Source organism: Streptomyces sp. NPDC002958 (genome assembly GCF_055563255.1).
On sequence record NZ_JBVHDS010000016.1, the window covers coordinates 118,150 to 134,244 of the forward strand.

Annotated in this window: 9 protein-coding genes and 2 pseudogenes; 2 read left to right on the forward strand and 9 right to left on the reverse strand. The window is 71.2% G+C overall.

What is annotated here, in order from left to right; translation table 11 throughout:
- Positions 1–572: 572 nt before the first annotated feature.
- Positions 573–1,730 (reverse strand): LacI family DNA-binding transcriptional regulator, encoded by a 1,158-nt coding sequence (locus ACZ3IC_RS24625; protein ID WP_467419226.1) that lies wholly within the window; start codon positions 1,728–1,730, stop codon positions 573–575.
- Positions 1,731–1,832: 102 nt separating this feature from the next.
- Between ACZ3IC_RS24625 and ACZ3IC_RS24630 the strand changes: the two genes are divergently transcribed.
- The gene (locus ACZ3IC_RS24630; protein WP_467419227.1) at positions 1,833–3,710 is read left to right on the forward strand and encodes an amidohydrolase; all 1,878 of its coding nucleotides are present in this window, start codon (positions 1,833–1,835) and stop codon (positions 3,708–3,710) included.
- A gap of 211 nt (positions 3,711–3,921) precedes the next feature.
- Here the strand turns inward: ACZ3IC_RS24630 and ACZ3IC_RS24635 are convergent, their stop codons facing one another.
- Positions 3,922–4,953 carry an SMI1/KNR4 family protein gene (locus tag ACZ3IC_RS24635; RefSeq protein WP_467419230.1) on the reverse strand — a complete coding sequence of 344 codons (1,032 nt, stop codon included), beginning with the start codon at positions 4,951–4,953 and terminating at the stop codon, positions 3,922–3,924.
- A gap of 286 nt (positions 4,954–5,239) precedes the next feature.
- Between ACZ3IC_RS24635 and ACZ3IC_RS24640 the strand changes: the two genes are divergently transcribed.
- Complete coding sequence (locus ACZ3IC_RS24640) at positions 5,240–5,368, forward strand: hypothetical protein (RefSeq protein WP_467419232.1); 129 nt, start codon at positions 5,240–5,242, stop codon at positions 5,366–5,368.
- Between the two features lie 311 nt (positions 5,369–5,679).
- Here the strand turns inward: ACZ3IC_RS24640 and ACZ3IC_RS24645 are convergent, their stop codons facing one another.
- The 7 genes and pseudogenes from ACZ3IC_RS24645 to ACZ3IC_RS24675 form a co-directional block, all read right to left on the reverse strand.
- Positions 5,680–6,735 carry a carbon-nitrogen hydrolase family protein gene (locus tag ACZ3IC_RS24645; protein WP_467419234.1) on the reverse strand — a complete coding sequence of 352 codons (1,056 nt, stop codon included), beginning with the start codon at positions 6,733–6,735 and terminating at the stop codon, positions 5,680–5,682.
- Between the two features lie 336 nt (positions 6,736–7,071).
- Complete coding sequence (locus ACZ3IC_RS24650) at positions 7,072–8,586, reverse strand: alkaline phosphatase family protein (protein ID WP_467419236.1); 1,515 nt, start codon at positions 8,584–8,586, stop codon at positions 7,072–7,074.
- A gap of 300 nt (positions 8,587–8,886) precedes the next feature.
- Positions 8,887–9,048: pseudogene (locus tag ACZ3IC_RS24655) on the reverse strand (IS1380 family transposase); the annotation flags it as partial.
- A 19-nt stretch (positions 9,049–9,067) separates the two neighbouring features.
- A pseudogene (locus ACZ3IC_RS24660) lies at positions 9,068–9,235 on the reverse strand (hypothetical protein); the annotation flags it as partial.
- Entirely contained in the window at positions 9,180–10,676 is a 1,497-nt protein-coding gene (locus ACZ3IC_RS24665) for a cytochrome P450 (protein ID WP_467419238.1), read from the reverse strand. The gene ACZ3IC_RS24665 and the pseudogene ACZ3IC_RS24660, both read right to left, overlap by 56 nt.
- Positions 10,677–10,831: 155 nt before the next feature.
- On the reverse strand, positions 10,832–12,334 hold the full coding sequence (locus tag ACZ3IC_RS24670) for an MFS transporter (RefSeq protein WP_467419241.1): 1,503 nt from the start codon (positions 12,332–12,334) through the stop codon (positions 10,832–10,834).
- Positions 12,331–16,077, reverse strand: a complete 3,747-nt coding sequence (locus tag ACZ3IC_RS24675; RefSeq protein WP_467419243.1) for an SDR family NAD(P)-dependent oxidoreductase — start codon at positions 16,075–16,077, stop codon at positions 12,331–12,333. The genes ACZ3IC_RS24670 and ACZ3IC_RS24675 overlap by 4 nt, the downstream gene beginning before the upstream one ends.
- Between the last annotated feature and the right edge of the window lie 18 nt (positions 16,078–16,095).

Here is a 16,095-nt window from a genome sequence, read left to right on the forward strand (position 1 = left end):
GCGGCCGCAGGCGCCTCCGCCGCACGGCCACGCCCGGCTGCGGCGGGCCTGCGGCCGGTCGCTGTTGCGCCGTATGGGTGTCGGCCCGCGGATCGTCGCCGACGGCCCTCGGCAGGTGGTCGGCAATCGCTGCGACGTGGCAAGGCCCAGCCGGACAGCCGGACAGCCTGATAGTGGAGACAGGGAGGCATCTTCCGAGACTTCGGAGCCGCCATGGACCGCCACCCTCCCATCGCCGAGCACGGGCGCTGAACCCTGGCGAGCCCGGAGGCGCCGTGTTCACCGTCTGCTCGTCCGGCGGCGAAGCGCCCGCACCCCCACGGCCGACGGGCTCATCGGACAGATGGGGGAAGTCAGCCGGTTCTGGCAGCACCGGCTGCGCCAGTCCCGCGGGTTCGCTGACGCCTGGGACCTGCCGGACGAGGGCATCCGAGGCGGTTCACCCCACACGGGGTGCCGCCCGCCGGACGTCGGTCTGTTCCGTTGCCAGGGACGGTGACGTGCGGGTCAGTTGAAGGTGATGTCCCAGCGGTAGCCTTCGCAGGCGTACTCGGCGTTGCTACCGCCGGGCATCACGCCCTCGTAGATACTCGCGCCATCGCCGCAAGTGTGGTCGAAGCGGTTGTGGGCGCAGATCCATCGGGTGATGCAGGCGCCCTCGTTCCGGATGCGGAGGTCGAGCTTGTACCCGTTGGCGTGGGAGCGGGGGCCGGGCTCGTTGCCGACGGTGAGCCAGGCCGGACCCGGCGGCGTGAGGAGCGGCGGGGGTGGAGGACCGCCGGGACCGTCAGGGCGCCAGGGGGTGGTGGCGGGGCGGCGGGAGTCAGGCTGGAGACCAGGGCCGTCACCGCGGTCTCGGCGATCGTCGCGGGGTGCAGGGTTACGGTGCTCACCGGCGGATCGTTCTCGGCGTATGCCTGGTCTTCGCTGGCGCAGACGAGGAGGAGGTCGTCGGGGATCCGCAGGCCATGGCGGGCCGCTGCGGCCAGGACCTGGCGGCCGCCGGGGTCGTAGACCGTGTAGACCGCGTCGCAGGCGCGGGCGGCGAAGACCGCGTCGAAGTTGTGGCCCGGGGAGTCGTACGGGTCGAAGGTGAGGAGCAGTGGCGTCCGGCCGTACTCGTGGCACCACTGCTCGTACGCGCGGGTCACGGCCCGGGTGTAGTGCTCGTCGCCGTACCCGGCGTGCAGGGCGATCCGCCGGGCGCCCGAGGCCGCCAGGTGGCCGAGGACCTCGCGGGTGGTGGCGGTGTGGTCATTGTCGACCCAGACGTCCCCGGGCCTCGGAGCGACGGGGCGGCCGTCGAAGACGAGCGGGATGCCCCGGGCGCGCAGCGCACGCAGCACCGGGTCGTCCGTGGGGCTGTCGAGGAGCAGCATGCCGTCCACGGTGAAGGTGTGCCAGGGCGTCTCGGCCCCGCAGGTGGCGGGGAGGATCGTCAGGGCGTAGCCGTGGGCGTGCGCGGTGGCGGTGGCGGCGGTGAGGAGCCGGGCGAAGTACGGGACGTCGAGGAAGTTCCAGGCCGATCCGGCGTAGGTCGTGACGGCCACACCCAGGGTCTTCCCGGTCCGTAAGGTCCGCTGGGAGCCGTAGCCGAGCATGGTGGCCACCTCGCGGACCCGGCGGCGCGTGGAATCGGCGAGTCGGCCGGTTCCGTTGAGAGCGTGCGAGACGGTGGCGGTGGAGACCTCCGCGGCGCGTGCCACATCGGCGAGAGTGGGCCCTGGCATGGCGTCATCCTACGGATTCCGTCGTCCGGGGCGGGTTCTGGTTACGGCGTTATTCAGAGAGGGTCCAGCCACAGCGAATGCAGCCCAACCCTGGGAGTGGTCATGAATTCTTCTCTCGCCCGGCGGACCATGCTCGCCGCAGGTGCGGCCGGACTGGTGAGTGCGGCGGCCGGCCCCGCCGCGGCCGCCGCAGATCGGAGTGCCGCGGCCCTGGTCGTCCACAACGCACGGGTGTTCACCGGGCTCCCCGGCGCCCGGCCCGCCGAGGCCGTGGCCGTCGGGCACGACGGCCGCGTTCTCGCCACCGGCCGGGGCCGTGACCTGCGTCGCCTCGCCGGACGGGGCACCGAAATCGTCGACGCGCGCGGGGCGACCGTGATGAGCGGCATCCATGACGGCCATGTGCACCCGCTCTCCGCGGGTGACCGCTCACTGCGCCCTTCCCTGGAGGGCGCTGAGACGACCGCCGAGGAACTCCTGGCGATCCTCACCGGTTTCCTCCAGGACATGCCCGGCCAGGAGCCCAACGGCTGGCTGGTGGTCTCGGACTGGAACCCGATCGGGTTGCTGCCGCATGGCGCCATCCCCCACCACTCCCTGCTCGACACTCTTCCCACCCGCCGCCCGGTTGCCCTCCTCGGGGGCGACGGACACAACATCTGGGTCAACGCCCGCGCCCTGGAGATCGCCGGCATCACCGCGGCGACCCCCGATCCGGTGGGCGGAAAGATCGTGAAGGGGCCGGACGGGCAGCCCAGCGGGGTGCTCAAGGACGACGCCCAGCCCCTGGTGACCCACCACATCCCAGAGCCGAGCGAGGCCGATCTGGTCGCCGCCTGCTCCCGGGTCCTCGCCCAGGCGGCGGCCTCCGGGGTAACCACGATGATGGACGCGTTGGTCGGGCAGAGCGAGTTGGCGACGTATCAGGCTCTGGCGAACGCGGGGACGTTGCCGCAGCGGATCGTCCCCGCGATCAGGATCGACGCAGACCTGGCGAAGGACCCGAAGGCGGCGCTTGCTTATGCGCGCGGGCTGCAGCGCTCTTTCCGTAACGTACCTGGGCTGCGGTTCGGGACGATCAAGGTGTTCCTCGACGGGGTGATCGAGTACCCGGCGCACACGGCGGCGCTCCTGGCGCCGTATCTGGACGGCTCGGGGCACCCGACGGACAACCGCGGTGAGCTGTATGTCTCCGGACAGGATTACGGGCGGCTGACCGCGGTCTTCAACCGGGCCGGCTGGCAGATGCATGCCCATGGGCTCGGTGACCGCGCGGTGCGCACGGCGCTCGACGGGTACGCGTACGCCCGGCGCGCGACCGGGCTGCGCGGTGCCCGGAACACCATCGCTCACCTCCAGCTGGTGGACCCGGCGGATCTGGGACGGTTCGCCGCACTGGACGTGGTGGCCTGCATGCAGCTCCAGTGGGCGGAACAGGACACGTGGACGATGGAGGCGCTCCTGCCATACATCGGACCCGAGCGGCACCGGTGGGTGTACCCTGCCCGCTCCCTGGAGCGGCATGGGGCCCGGCTCTCGGGCGGTTCGGACTGGCCGGTGGACCCGCTCCAGGTGTGGAACCAGATCCGTACGGCGATCGACCGCACGGGCGCGGAAGGCGAGGGGCCGCTCTACCGGGAGTTGGAGGGGTTGAGCCGTACATCGGCGCTGCGGATGCACACGTACGGCACGGCATGGCAGCTGCGCATGGACCGACTGACGGGAACGGTCCGGCCCGGGCTGGCGGCGGATCTGATCGTTCTCGACCGTGATGTGACGGAATGCCCGGTGGCCGACGTCAGCGACACCCGTGTCGAGATGACCCTGGTGGGAGGCCGGGTCGTCCACGACTCGCACTCATCGGCGGGCCGGGCCGCGGTCGCGCGACTCGACCGGGCCGCCGCGCCCCGCCCGTCGGTGTTCGCGGCGGTGCACGGCGGACGACACCGGGCCTGCGGCCACGGCGACGACCGACCGTAGTGATCCGGCCTCCGTATGGCCGCGTCCAGCTCTGCGGGCCCACACCTGGGCCCCGATAGGCTCTCAGCGCTGTGCAGGCAGGGTCTGGCACGCTGGACGGGCGGCGGGTGAGGTATCCAGGCCGGTCGCGCACAGGTTCGGGTAGGCGGTGGTGTGGCCGGTCCTCGCCTGCTGGCGCTGCCTCTTCGACGCAGTTGCCGGGCACGTGTGGCTATCGGTCACCGACCACGGAGGCGAGTCCGTCGAACAGTGCGTCGACGGCGGTGTCGGTCATCCGGTAGCCGTCAGCTGTCTCGACGATATCGCCCGACGCGACACGGGAGTTCCACCACTCTTCGAGGAAGCCAGGGGCGTATCCGCCGGTGCAGAAGCCGAACGGGTCGGACGTCAGGCAGAAGACGATCATGAGTTCGTAGTCCGGCAGCGCGTAGGAGCGCTCGTACTGCGGGGGCGTCCTGACGTACCGTTCGAAGGAGCATGCCTGGTTGTAGCTGGTGAACAGCCAGAACAGGTAGTCGTACATCAGCGTCGAGCGAGCATCGGCGTGCAGTGCGAAGAACCCCTTGTCCCGCACGACGGCTTCCGCCAGCGCCCGCATCCGCAGGTCCGCGTCGGGCAGGACGTCTGCGACCTTGCGGAAGGCCCGCAGCAGTACGGGAGAGAAGCTGCCCTCGCGCACCGTGGCCAGGGCGGCGAGCCGGTCCTGTTCCGAGGTGTCGTACACGGACTCGTCGACCAGGCCCGTGACGAATGCCTCGAAGTTCTCCGCGACGAAGGTGACCGTGAAGTCGCTTTCCTGGTCGACGTGCACCACGGTCGGCTCGCCGTGCTTGCCGCAGGTGCGGTAGTCGAGGGCGAGCATGTCGTGGCCTGCCGAGGGCGTGTTGGCGAAGTAGACGCCGATGTCGGGGTACTCCCACATGTCGATCCAGAACCGGCTGCCGAACTCGCCGCCGAGCGAATTCGGCTTGGTCCGTCCCATGCCCAGGATGCCGGTGATCACGATGTGGTCCTCGGCCCAGGAGGTCGGCTCGGTCATGGGGAAGCAGTCCCGGGTTGGGATGCCGCCATTGTGCGTCCTCATCAGAGTGACGTAGGAGCCGGGCAGGCGATAGCCGCCGAGCTCCTCCTCCAGCGAGGCGATCAGTTCGGGTGAGGGCGGGGTGTGTTCGGTGTAGTTCTCCAGTGCGTACGCCGAGTCCTGCCAGAATCCGGCGACGTCGAATTCTTCGAGGTGCCCCACCGCACCCTCCTTCCGTACGTTTCTTCGGTGATCGTACGGGGCCCCGTGTCGCCATGGCGGCCGGGGCCACGGCATCTGACCTTGCTCCGGAGGAGCAGGACGTGCACGCGGACGGATGACGCAGCCTCAGCCCGCGTGAAACTGGTGTTGTTCGGCCGCTCGCCCTGGTCCTGCGCGTGGGTGCTTCAATACCTCGGGTTCCCGAGTCCCGGTTGACCTTCCCGCGCACCGCTTTCGGACGGGCGGCGCGGCCCCAGTGCCTGCTGGACGGGCGAGGGCGGCCGCGATGCTACCGCCGCTGCTCGCCCACGCCGCGCTGCTCACCGAACTCGCCCACCTCGATCCCGGCGCCGACGTCGGCCAGCAGTTTCGTCCGCAGTGGTCCTGGGCCGCGTGCCCGGCAATACCGTGGTGAGAGACGTCAGTGCCCTCTGGAACCCCCGATGAGCGAGCAGTCGGCCCCCGCCGACAGCGCCGCCCGGCAGCAGCTGGAGCCCGCGGCCGCCGAGCGGTACGCGCGTACGCGGCCAGAACCCGCGCGAACGCCGACCAGTTCGCCGCCGACCTGGAAAAAGGGCTGCGCGAGGCCCGCCTCACCCGCCCGCCGCCCAGCGCCCGGCCGTCGCCTGATGGCCCCGCAGCACGGCCCGCGCCGCGCCCGGATTGCCTCTCCGACTCCGCCGCGACTGAGGCGGTGTCGCTATGTATCGACCAACGCCGGGACGGTCAGCAACCTTGGCCAAGGGTTTTCGGAGAATCCTGGCATTCCGTTTCCGTCGCCAAGACGGTGGTGCCGTCGCTCGGGGCGGCAGGCCACTCGCGGCGTCCTTCGTCGTGCCAGAGCGGGCGTCGGTCGACCCGTAGGCCGAGGATCTCGGGTCGCGCGTAGTGGCCGCGGGAGTCGACCCAGACCTTGACGGCGTTGATGTCGGCGAGGTCGATCCCGGCGGTGACGAGCTTTTCCTCGGGGCCGGTGTGCGGGCCGGCGAGGTACTGGTTGAAGGGGTGGATCACGGCAGACCAGCCGCCGCCCGCGGTGATGTGTTTCTGCGGTCCGATGGTGGACTCCATCCACCGCAGGCACGTCTCGTCCACCGGGTTTCCTGCGGAGATAACAAATGTCTGGGCTGTGAGCGCGTGGGTCTTCATCATGGCGTCGATCTGGATGTCGGCGACGGCCTCGAAGCCGGTCATGGTGGACAGACCGGGCCATGCGGCCGCGTGGATCTGCTGGCCCTGGGTGATCAGGGACTGCCGGGCCAGGTTCATGGTGTGCTCCCAGCAGGCCAGGCCGCCGATCCGGCCCAGCGCGCTGTCGAAGACCCTGAGGGTGGCGCCGCCGCCCTGAGCCCACACGATCCGTTCGGCATAGGTCGGCTGGAGCTTGCGGTGTACGCCGAGGAGTGTCCCGTCGGGTTCGATGAAGACCTGGCTGTTGAAACACGTGCGGGTGCCCGCGAGCCGTTCGCTGACACCGAGGACCGTGCCGACCCCGGTGCGGGCACAGGCGGCCTGGACCCGGGCGATCTCCGGGCCGGGCACCTCGACGGACGCCTCGGCGTAGGCGGCGTTGGCACCCTGTTGGTCCAGCGGGGCGTACGCCTCGATCCAGTAGGGGTAGCCGGGCACGAACGTCTCGGGGAACACCAGGAGATCGATGCCCTCCCGGCCGGCCTGTTCGATGAATGAGATGACCTTGCCGACGGTTGCCTCGGTATCCATGAACACCGGGGCGGCGTGCACCGCCGCGACAGTTCGTTTCGTGGAAGCGGGAGATGACATCGGAGCCCTCCTCGGAGGCGGGGTGCACCGGCGGGAATCAGCCGTCGAGAGGTGTCCGGGGTGCATGGTTCGGACGCGGATGAACAAGATCCGAGCACGTACGACATCTCCGCGCAAGGGCCCATGGCCGCCGTGCCGGATCGGTGCCGCCGTGATCACGGGGCTCACGCCCACTTCGCCGCCCGATGAAATCGCCGCTCGACTTGATTTCGATGGCACACGGGCCATACCCCTGGGCGGATCACGACAACGGTGCTGGTCCGGTCTGCGCGCCTTCGCGGGGGCTCGGCGGGGGCAGCCGGTCGGGGGCCTGCGTTGGCAGGCCCCCGAGCCGGGTCAGTGCAGCGCCTCCCGCAACACCCGGCCTTGCGTTCCGGATGGGGCCGGTACACCGAGCAGCTCGGAGATCGTGGGCGCGACGTCCACATGGCGCGGGGAAACTCGGGCGTTGGGACGTACGCCGGCACCGGCCATCAGGAAGGTGGTCTCCAGTTCGGTCGTAGACCCATGTCGCCCGGCGGGTGCGGCCGGCGGGTTGGGCGCGACCGTCCAGCCGGGCTTCGGCTCGACGAGCAGTTCGCCAATGGCCGGGCTCATCCGCATCATGCGTTGCTCCGGCTTGCCGAACACCGCCCGTACGTGCGGGAGCTCTGCAATGTTGGCGCGGATGCGGGCGATAGCGCCCGGGTCGGCGGCGGCACCGCGCATGTGCAGGCTGCCGTTGCCACCTACCACGATCGCCACGTCGGTGTCGGCCGCGGGCGACGCGCCGCTGCTGAGGAATTCGCCCTTGAACCCGGCCTCGGCGATAGCGGCGAGTACGTCGGTGCCGAACGCCTTGTCGAACGTCGTCATGCCGTGGTCGCCGACGACGAGGAACGTGGTCCGGCCGTACGTACCGGCGTCCTTGGTCGCCTGCACTATCCGGCCGAGCTGGCGATCCATCTCGGCCATCTGGACGGCGAGCTGCGGGTCGTCAGCGCCCCCCTCATGACCCAGCGCGTCCAGGTCATTGCAGTAGACGGCCGTGAAGTCCGGGATCTCCGGCACCGTCACCGGCTTGCCATTGGAGATCACCGGCCGTCCGGCCATCAGGTCCGTGAACTGGTCGACCCGCTTGTCGCATGTGCCGCCGGGCTGCGTGTAGAGCGCCTTCGGATCGCCGTACGTCGTGCCGTAGTTCTGCAGGATGAACCACTGGATCGAGGCAACAGTACGACCCTGCGCACCCAGCGACTGAGCCAGCGTCTCCACCGCCATGGCTCGGCTCTGGCCCGTCGCCACGTTGGTCGTGGGGTTGTACACGTACGCGGTGTTCAGGTGGCGTTCGGGGAAGGCGCCGGTAGCCAGCGATGTCATGGATGGGTTGGTGATCGATTGCATGACACCGGCGCTGGTCGTGATGACGCCGCGACGGGCGAGTGCGTCCAGGTTGGGCGTCGCCACCCGCTGCCGGTACTCGGAATCGAAACCGTCCCACACGACGAGTACGACGTGGTCGGCGCGCGGGTCGGCAAGGCCTTGACCGACGGCCGGCGTTGGGGTGACCGTCAAGGTAATCGCTGCTGTCGCGGCTATCGCGCAGGCGAGGCGTCGAAGACGCATATCAACCTCCCGTTGTTGGGCTTCCATCGGGGGGAAAACTGCCGTGATCGCTTGGCCGGTCGTCGATATCGAGCGGAACAGGTCGTGATCTGCGTGGGAACACTCGGCGGCGTCCGCGATTGGGTGAAGACGTCGGGATCGGCCGCCGGCCGGCGGGTGGATATCGCCGCGTCCAACGGCGGCGCCTGCGGCCATTTGTAATGGCTGCTCAACATGGTTGCCAATCCGAACATCGAGTTGCGGCACCGCGGTTCGGGCGCGGCAGTGCCGCGCGTGCCACCGTGCCCATGCGTGCCGCCGTGCTTCCGGCGACGAGAGGGAGAGACACTGGTCCGGCATTGTCAGCGCGTACAGGGGCTGGGTCGAAAGGACCGACCGCGACTGAGCCTCGATCCACCGACGTGCTCTGAAGGTGATCTCTTGGTCGTTTTCTGAGTTGGTTTCGGTTGGTGGCCGTGGATGGGCAGGTTGTTGCTGCTGGTTTGCCCCTCTTTTCCACGAGTTCGGTTCCGGTTGGGCCCTGGCGGGCGCAATAGTCAGGAACGGTCAGGCCGGTGAGGGTGGGTCGTGGACGGTGTCGAAGAGGTGTGTCCAGGCGTGCTGCCAGGGCCAGTTGTGTGGCAGGTGCAGGGTGATGCGTCGTGCGGATCGGGCGATCCGGGTCGGAACGTGGACGAGGTGGGTGCGGAGGGTGGCGGTGGTGGCTTTGGCGTGGAAGGCGGAGGTCAGCGCGCCGGGCGCAGATCCGTACGGTGGTGAACTCGGCGCGCCGGGCCGGTACGGCGCGTGCGACCAGGGGCGGGCGGCGAGCCGGGTGCGCCGGCCCGCCGCCCCACGACTCAGCCCCCGACGCGGCTCGCCCGCGGGGTACGGGCACGCAGCTCCAGGAAGGCACCCTTCGCGGGCAGGGTGGAGACGCTGCGGCTCTTCGTCGCCTCCGGCGCGAGGTCGGTCCGGTGGAGCTCGCAGTGGGTCAGGACCTCCCGCAGGACGGTCTTCATCTCCAGCAGAGCGATCTTGTCGCCGAGGCAGCGAATCCGGCCGCCGCCGAACGGGATCCAGGTGTAGACGCCCGGCTTGGTCCCGAGGAAGCGCTCCGGCCGGAACCGGTCGGGCTCGGGGTAGAGCTGCGGGTCGCGGTTCATGAGGTAGGCGCTCGCCCACAGGACCATGCCCGGCTCGAAGCGGACCCCGCCGATCTCGATGGGCTTGACGACGGTACGGGGAATGATCTGCGGGATCGAGGGCCGCACCCGCAGCACCTCCTGGACGACGGCGGTCAGGTACGCGTCCTCCTCACCCGCGTCGATCTCCGCGACCAGCCGCGCCAGCGCCTCCGGCTCGCGGCTGAGGAACTCGAAGGCCCAGGAGATGGCGGCGGCGGTCGTCTCGGTGCCCGCGAGGAAGATGGTCATCATCTCGTCACGCAGCTCGGTCTGGGACAGCGGCGTACCGTCCTCGTGGGTGATGCCGAGGAGCACCGAGAGCATGTCGTTGCCGAGGTCCCCGGAAGCCCGGCGGTCCGCCACCGCCCCGGCGATGAGGGCGTTGGCGCGCTCGCGGAGCGTCAGGAACTCGTCCAGCCCCAGCGGCCGGATCATGCGCAGCACGCGCACCGCCGCCGGGGACATCTTGTGGATCATCATGGCCGAGGCCATGCTGTTGTTGAACTTCATCATCCCGATGAGGACTTCGAGGAGCTCGTCCCACTGACGGGGCACCACCCGCCCGAAGATGACCTCACGGATCACGTTCAGCGTGAAGCGGTGCACCAGCGGGTGCAGCGACATCGCCTCGTTCCGCGGCCAGTTCGCCACGTCCTTTTTGGCCATGCGGGTGATGGAGTCCTCGATGCGGTGCAGCGCCTTGCCGTGGAAGCTCGGCATCAGCAGCTTGCGGCGGACCTTGTGCGCGTCCTCGTCCAGCCATGCCAGCCCGGACTGGCCGGTGAACTTCTCGATGGTGGCGGAGCCGGTTCCGGTGTGCAGCACGTCGGCCGGGGCGAGGAACATCTGCTTGATGTCCTCGGGGGCGGAGAGCACGTAGAGGGGGCGGGGAGGGACCCGGATGCGCAGCGCGAACCGGTCCCCGTACTGGTCCCGGCAGCGCTCCACGAAGTCGGCGGGGCTCTTCCAGTACGAGATGATCTGACGCAGCGCGGACACCTTGGGCCCCGGCAGCGCCTCGGCGGGAATGGTCGGGCGGGAGCGGAGCGCGGCCTCGGCCGCGGCGTCGGGGGCGGTGTGGTCGACGGGGCATCCGGCCGCGGCCGCGGCGGCGGCGAGCGTCTCGCCGGACGCGCCGGTCTCCGAAGCCGCCTGCTGGGGAGAGTTCATGACTGTCGGTCATCCTTTCGGGGTGCCGGGGTGGGCGGGGACGTCCGCCCGCCCCTGAGCACGGGTACGGGTCTTCGGGTGTCGTGTGGTGCGGTGTTCTCGGTGCCGGCATGCGGGCGGGTGCCCGGGCCGACGCCGCCCTCGGGCGGCTGCGGTCAGGTCAGGCGCGCAGCGGTCCCCGGCGGGGCGGCCGGGGCGGATACGGTCTCCCGGCCGGTTCCGATGAGGAGCATCGCCAGGCCCCCGGCCAGGCCGCAGCCCGCCATGAACAGCCAGGTGGTGTGGAAGTCGGCCAGCGTGGGGCGGGCGCCGAGGACGGCCGCGACCACGGCCACCCCCAGGGCGAGGCCCACCTGGCGGCACATCGACATCAGGGCGGTGCCGGTGGCGAACCGCTCCGGCGGCAGCGGCAGGGTTGCTGCCCCCGACAGGGCGGGCAGGACCAGCCCCGAGCCGACACCGGCGACGATGCCCGCCGGGAGGAACGCGGCCGCGTAGTCCGGGCTCACGGCGGTCGCGGCAGCCCACCAGACGCCTCCGACGGCGAAGAGCACGCTGCCGGCGAACCCGACCCACCGGGCACCGTAACGGGAGGCGAGGATTCCGCCGGGGACCGCGCACACGGCCGCCATCAGTGGCCCGGGCGCGATCTCCATCCCCGCGCGCAGGACGGAGTGTCCCCAGACCTGTGTGAGGAACAGGGTGGATCCCAGGATCATCGCGCCGAAGCCGGAGAAGAACAGCAGCGTGGCGAGATCCCCGAAGGCGACCGAGCGGATGCGCAGGACGGCGGGTTCCACGATCGGCGACGGGTGGCGCGGGGTCCGCCATGCGCTGTACGCGAGACCGAGCGCACCGGCCGCGGCCAGCGCCAGGACCCGGGCGCTGGCCCAGCCCCACGTCTCGCCCTGCACGATGGCGGCGACCACGGCCGCGATGGCGGCGGCGATCACCAGCGCGCCGGTCACGTCCGGGGCCGAGCGGCCGGTGTCGCGGATCTCGGGAAGGATCCGCCAGGCCACGAGCACGGCCACGACCCCGAGGGGCAGGTTGACCAGGAACACCCAGCGCCAGTCCGCCTGGACGAGGAGGCCGCCGACGGGCGGTCCGGCCGCGGCTGCCGCGCCGCCCATGGCCGCCCACAGCCCCACCGCGGCGCCGCGCTTCTCCGCCGGGAACAGCGGCAGCATCAGCCCGAGCGAGCTGGGCAGCATCAGCGCGCCGCCCACCGCCTGCGCGATCCGGGCCGCGACCAGCACGCCGAGCGCGGGTGCGAAGGCACAGGCCGCCGAGGCCGCCGTGAAGAGCACGAACCCGGCGATGAACGCCCGCTTGCGGCCGGACCGGTCGGCCCAGGACCCGGCAGGCATCAGCAGCGCGGCGAAGGCGATCGCGTACGCGCTCAGCACCCACGAGAGGTCGCCGAGCGAGGCGTCCGGGAAGGACCGGGCCAGCTCCGGGAAGGCGATGTTGACGATGAACAGGTCCAGGGACGAGACGAAGACCCCGGTCAGGACCACGGCGATCGACAGCCCCCGCCGGGCGGCGAGGACCTCCACCCCCGCCCCGGAGGCCCCCGCCCCGGAGGCCGACGCGGCGGCCGTGGCCCCGGCCGCGGCAGGGGCCGGCGCCCGGCCGGTGGTGTGGTGTCGGCTCATGCTTCGATCCACCTCTCCGTGGCGTCCGCCGTGTCGGCGGCGGCCGACTCGATCAGGGCGAAGTGGTCGGCGGCGACCTCCACCTCGTCGTCGGCGACCTCCCAGGCCGGCCAGGACTGCCCGGTGTCACCCAGGAGTTCACCGGCGCGGATCAGGAGGCTGCGGGCCGTGATCGGGGCAACGGTCCGCTCTCGGAGGAGCCTCATGTACGTGCCCATGGAGAGCCAGTTGGCGTCGTCGACGACGATGGCCTCGTCCTTGCGGCGCAGGATCTCCGCCATCACCATCGAGAAGACCCGGTCGGTCTCCTCCTCGCCCTCCGGGGTCGGAGTGTCGATCATCACCACCGGCACGGGGGAGTCCCCGGAGGCCTCGAACCGGGCCGCGAGGGAGTGGGCGACCACCCCGCCGATGGAGTATCCGACGAGGACGAACGGGTCCTCGCCCACGGCCTGCCGGATCGCCTGTTCGAGGACCTCGGTGGCCGCCTCCCAGGTGGCCGGTACGGGCTCTCCGCCGCGGAACCCGGGCAGGGTGCAGACGTAGACGTCGCGTCGGCCCTCGAACCGGGCCGCGAACCGCATGAACTGGTGCGGGCCGGAGCCGACCACGAAGGACGGAACGCAGACGATCTTCAGCCACTTCTCTTCCCGGCCCGACCCGGACCCGCCGACGACCGTGGGGTCGCCGGCGGACGCGTCGGCGGACGAGTCAGCGGATTGCCGGGCGGCGAGCTGGACGACGTACCCGCCGGTGTCCCCGAGGTCGGCCGCGGAAGCGAACGAGTCCTGGAAACGTGAGGCTTCGACCAGCAGCGGCACCGTGTGGTGGATCGACCCCGCCGTGTGTGCGTGGTGCAGCAGGGTCCCCAGGGTGCCCAGACCGGACCGGACCGGCGCGCCGCCCGGCGCGGCGACGGACTCGGACGCCGGACCCTCTCCCAATGCGGCGGCGGTGGTGAGGGTGTCGCCGAGTTCGGTGAGGAGGTGGTGGGCGACGGCGGTGGGGCTGGGGTGGTCGAAGACGAGGGTGGAGGGGAGTCGTATGCCGCTGGCCTGGGTGAGGCGGTTGCGGAGTTCGACGGCGCCGAGGGAGTCGAATCCGAGGTCCTTGAAGGCGCGTTCGGGGTCGACTGCTTCGGGTGAGGTGTGTCCGAGGACTGCGGCCACCTGGGTTTGGACGAGTTCGATCGCGATGCGTTCGCGGTCCTGTTCGGTGGCCGAGGCGAGGCGGTGGGCGAGTGATCCGGTGCCCGATGCGGTCTGGCGGTTGGGTTGGGCGGGGGTGCGGACGAGTCCGCGCAGGAGTGCGGGGAGCATCCCGGCGCGTGCCTGCGCCCGCAATGCCGCCGCATGCAGACGCACGGGCACGGACAGGTGGGTGCTCGTACGCCGTACGGCACGGTCGAAGAGCTCCAGGCCCTGCTCGGAGCTGAGGGCACCGACGCCGGCCCTTTCCAGACGTGCGAGTTCGGCCTCGTCGATCGTCCCGCCCATGCCGCCGGCCTCGCCCCACAGGCCCCAGGCGAGGGACGTGGCGGGAAGCCCCGCCGCCCGCCGGTGTGCGGCGAGGGCGTCGAGGGTGGCGTTGGCCGCGGCGTAGTTGCCCTGGCCGGGGCTGCCGATGAGGGCGGCCACGGAGGAGAACAGCACGAAGGAGGAAAGTTCCAGCCCGGCCGTCAGCTCGTGCAGGTGGAGCGCCGCCTCTGCCTTCGGGGCGAGCACCCGCTCCACCTGGGCCGGGGTGAGGGACTCGATGGTGGCGTCGTCGAGGACGCCGGCGGCGTGTACGACCGCGGTGAGCGGGTGCTCCAGCGAGCCGATCAGATCTGCGAGTTGAGCACGGTCGGTGACGTCGCAGGCGGCGATGTCCACTTGCGCGCCCAGCTCGGTCAGTTCCGCCACGAGCTCGGTCACGCCGTCGGCGGCGGTTCCGCGGCGGCTGAGGAGCAGGAGGTGCTTGGCTCCGTAGGCCTGGGCGTAGTGCTTGGCGAAGAGGGCGCCGAGGCCTGCGGTGCCGCCGGTGATCAGGACGGTGCCTTCGGGGTCCAGGTCGGGGTGGGGGGTGGGGTTGGTCGTGTCGGCTCGGGCCAGGCGGGGGGCCAGGGTGCGGCCGTCGCGGAGGGCGAGTTGGGGTTCGTCCAGTCCGGCGAGTGTGGCCCAGTCGAGGGTGGTGGTGTCGGTGTCGTGCTCGAGGTCGATGAGGAGGAAGCGGCCGGGGTGTTCGGACTGGGCGCTGCGGACGAGTCCCCAGACCGGGGCCTGTGCCAGGTCGGGGGTTTCGCCGTCCGCGGTGGTGATGCCGTGGCGGGTGGCCACGACCAGGCGGGATCCGGCGAGTGCGTCGACCGCCAGCCACTGCTGGAGCAGGGCGAGGGTCCGCTCGGTGACCTCCCGGACCGTGGCATCGGCGGACTCCACCGCCGCGACCACCACCTCCGGCACCGGCCGCCCGGCAGCCACCGCGGTATCCAGCGCCGCCAGGTCCCCGTACTCCCGGCCCAGCACCGCGACTTCGGCCTTCGCCGAGCCACGGACAGCCGGTACGGCCATCCAGTCGATCTGGAAGAGGGAGTTCTGCCGACCGTCCTGGGCCGCCTCCAGCCGTTCCCGGCTCACCGGACGGAAGGCGAGCTTCGCCACGCTGACGACCGGTTCGCCCCCTGCCCCGGCGACGTCGACGCGGAGCGCGTTCTCACCGGCCGACTCGATCCGGACCCGGACCCGGGCCCGGCCGGTCTCACCGAGCCGTACGCCCGCCCAGGAGAACGGCAGTCCGACCGAAGGCTCGTTTCCCTGGAGCAGCCAGTCCAGGCCGCTGTGCAGGGAGGCGTCGAAGAGGGCGGGGTGCAGGCCGAATCCGTCGGCGGTCTCGGCGTGCTCCTCGGGCAGGGCGACCTCGGCGACGACTGCGTCCCCGGCACGCCAGGCGGCCTGCACGCCCTGGAAGGCCGGACCGTAGTCGAATCCGATGCCGGTGAGGCGGTCGTACAGTGCCTCGGCCGTGAAGGGCTCGGCCCCGGCCGGCGGCCACTGCGCCGCCCAGACCGCAGGCTGCTCGGCCTCGGCGGACAGGGTCCCGCGGGCGTGGCAGGTCACTTCGCGGACCTCGTCCTCCCCGCCGTCCTCGGGGCGCGAGTACAGGGTGACCTCACGCCGACCGTCCGACGCGCTCTCGCCGACGACGACCTGGAGCTGTACGGCTGTGTTCCCGTCCAGCAGGAGCGGCGCCTCCATGACCAGCTCGTCGAGTACGGGCGTCCCGGCGCGGAGTCCCGCGGCGAGCGCCAGCTCCACCAGGGCGGTGCCGGGGACGATGACGGTCCCGAGGACGACGTGGTCCTCGACCCAGGGAGCGGAGTCCGTGGAGATGCGCCCGGTGAACAGCCATTCGTCCCGGTCACCGACCTGGGCACAGGCGGCGAGCAGCGGGTGCCTGAGCCGGTCGAGCCCGGCCCCTGTGGCATCGCCGGTGACGGGAGCGGGGGAGAGCCAGTAGTGCTCGTGCTGGAAGGCGTAGGTGGGCAGGTTGGTGTGCTGGGCGCCGGTGTTGGTGTAGTACGTGTTCCAGTCGACGGGGATACCGGCGATGTGGGCGTGTCCGAGGAAGGCGGCGAACACGTGCGCCTCGGGCTGGCGGGCGCGGAGGGCCGGGGCGAGGACGATTCCGTCCTCGTCCTCGAGGCACTGACGCGTGAGCGCGGTCAGGATGCCGTCGGGCCCGAGCTCCAAGTAGCGGGTCACGCCCTGGTTGTGGAGGGT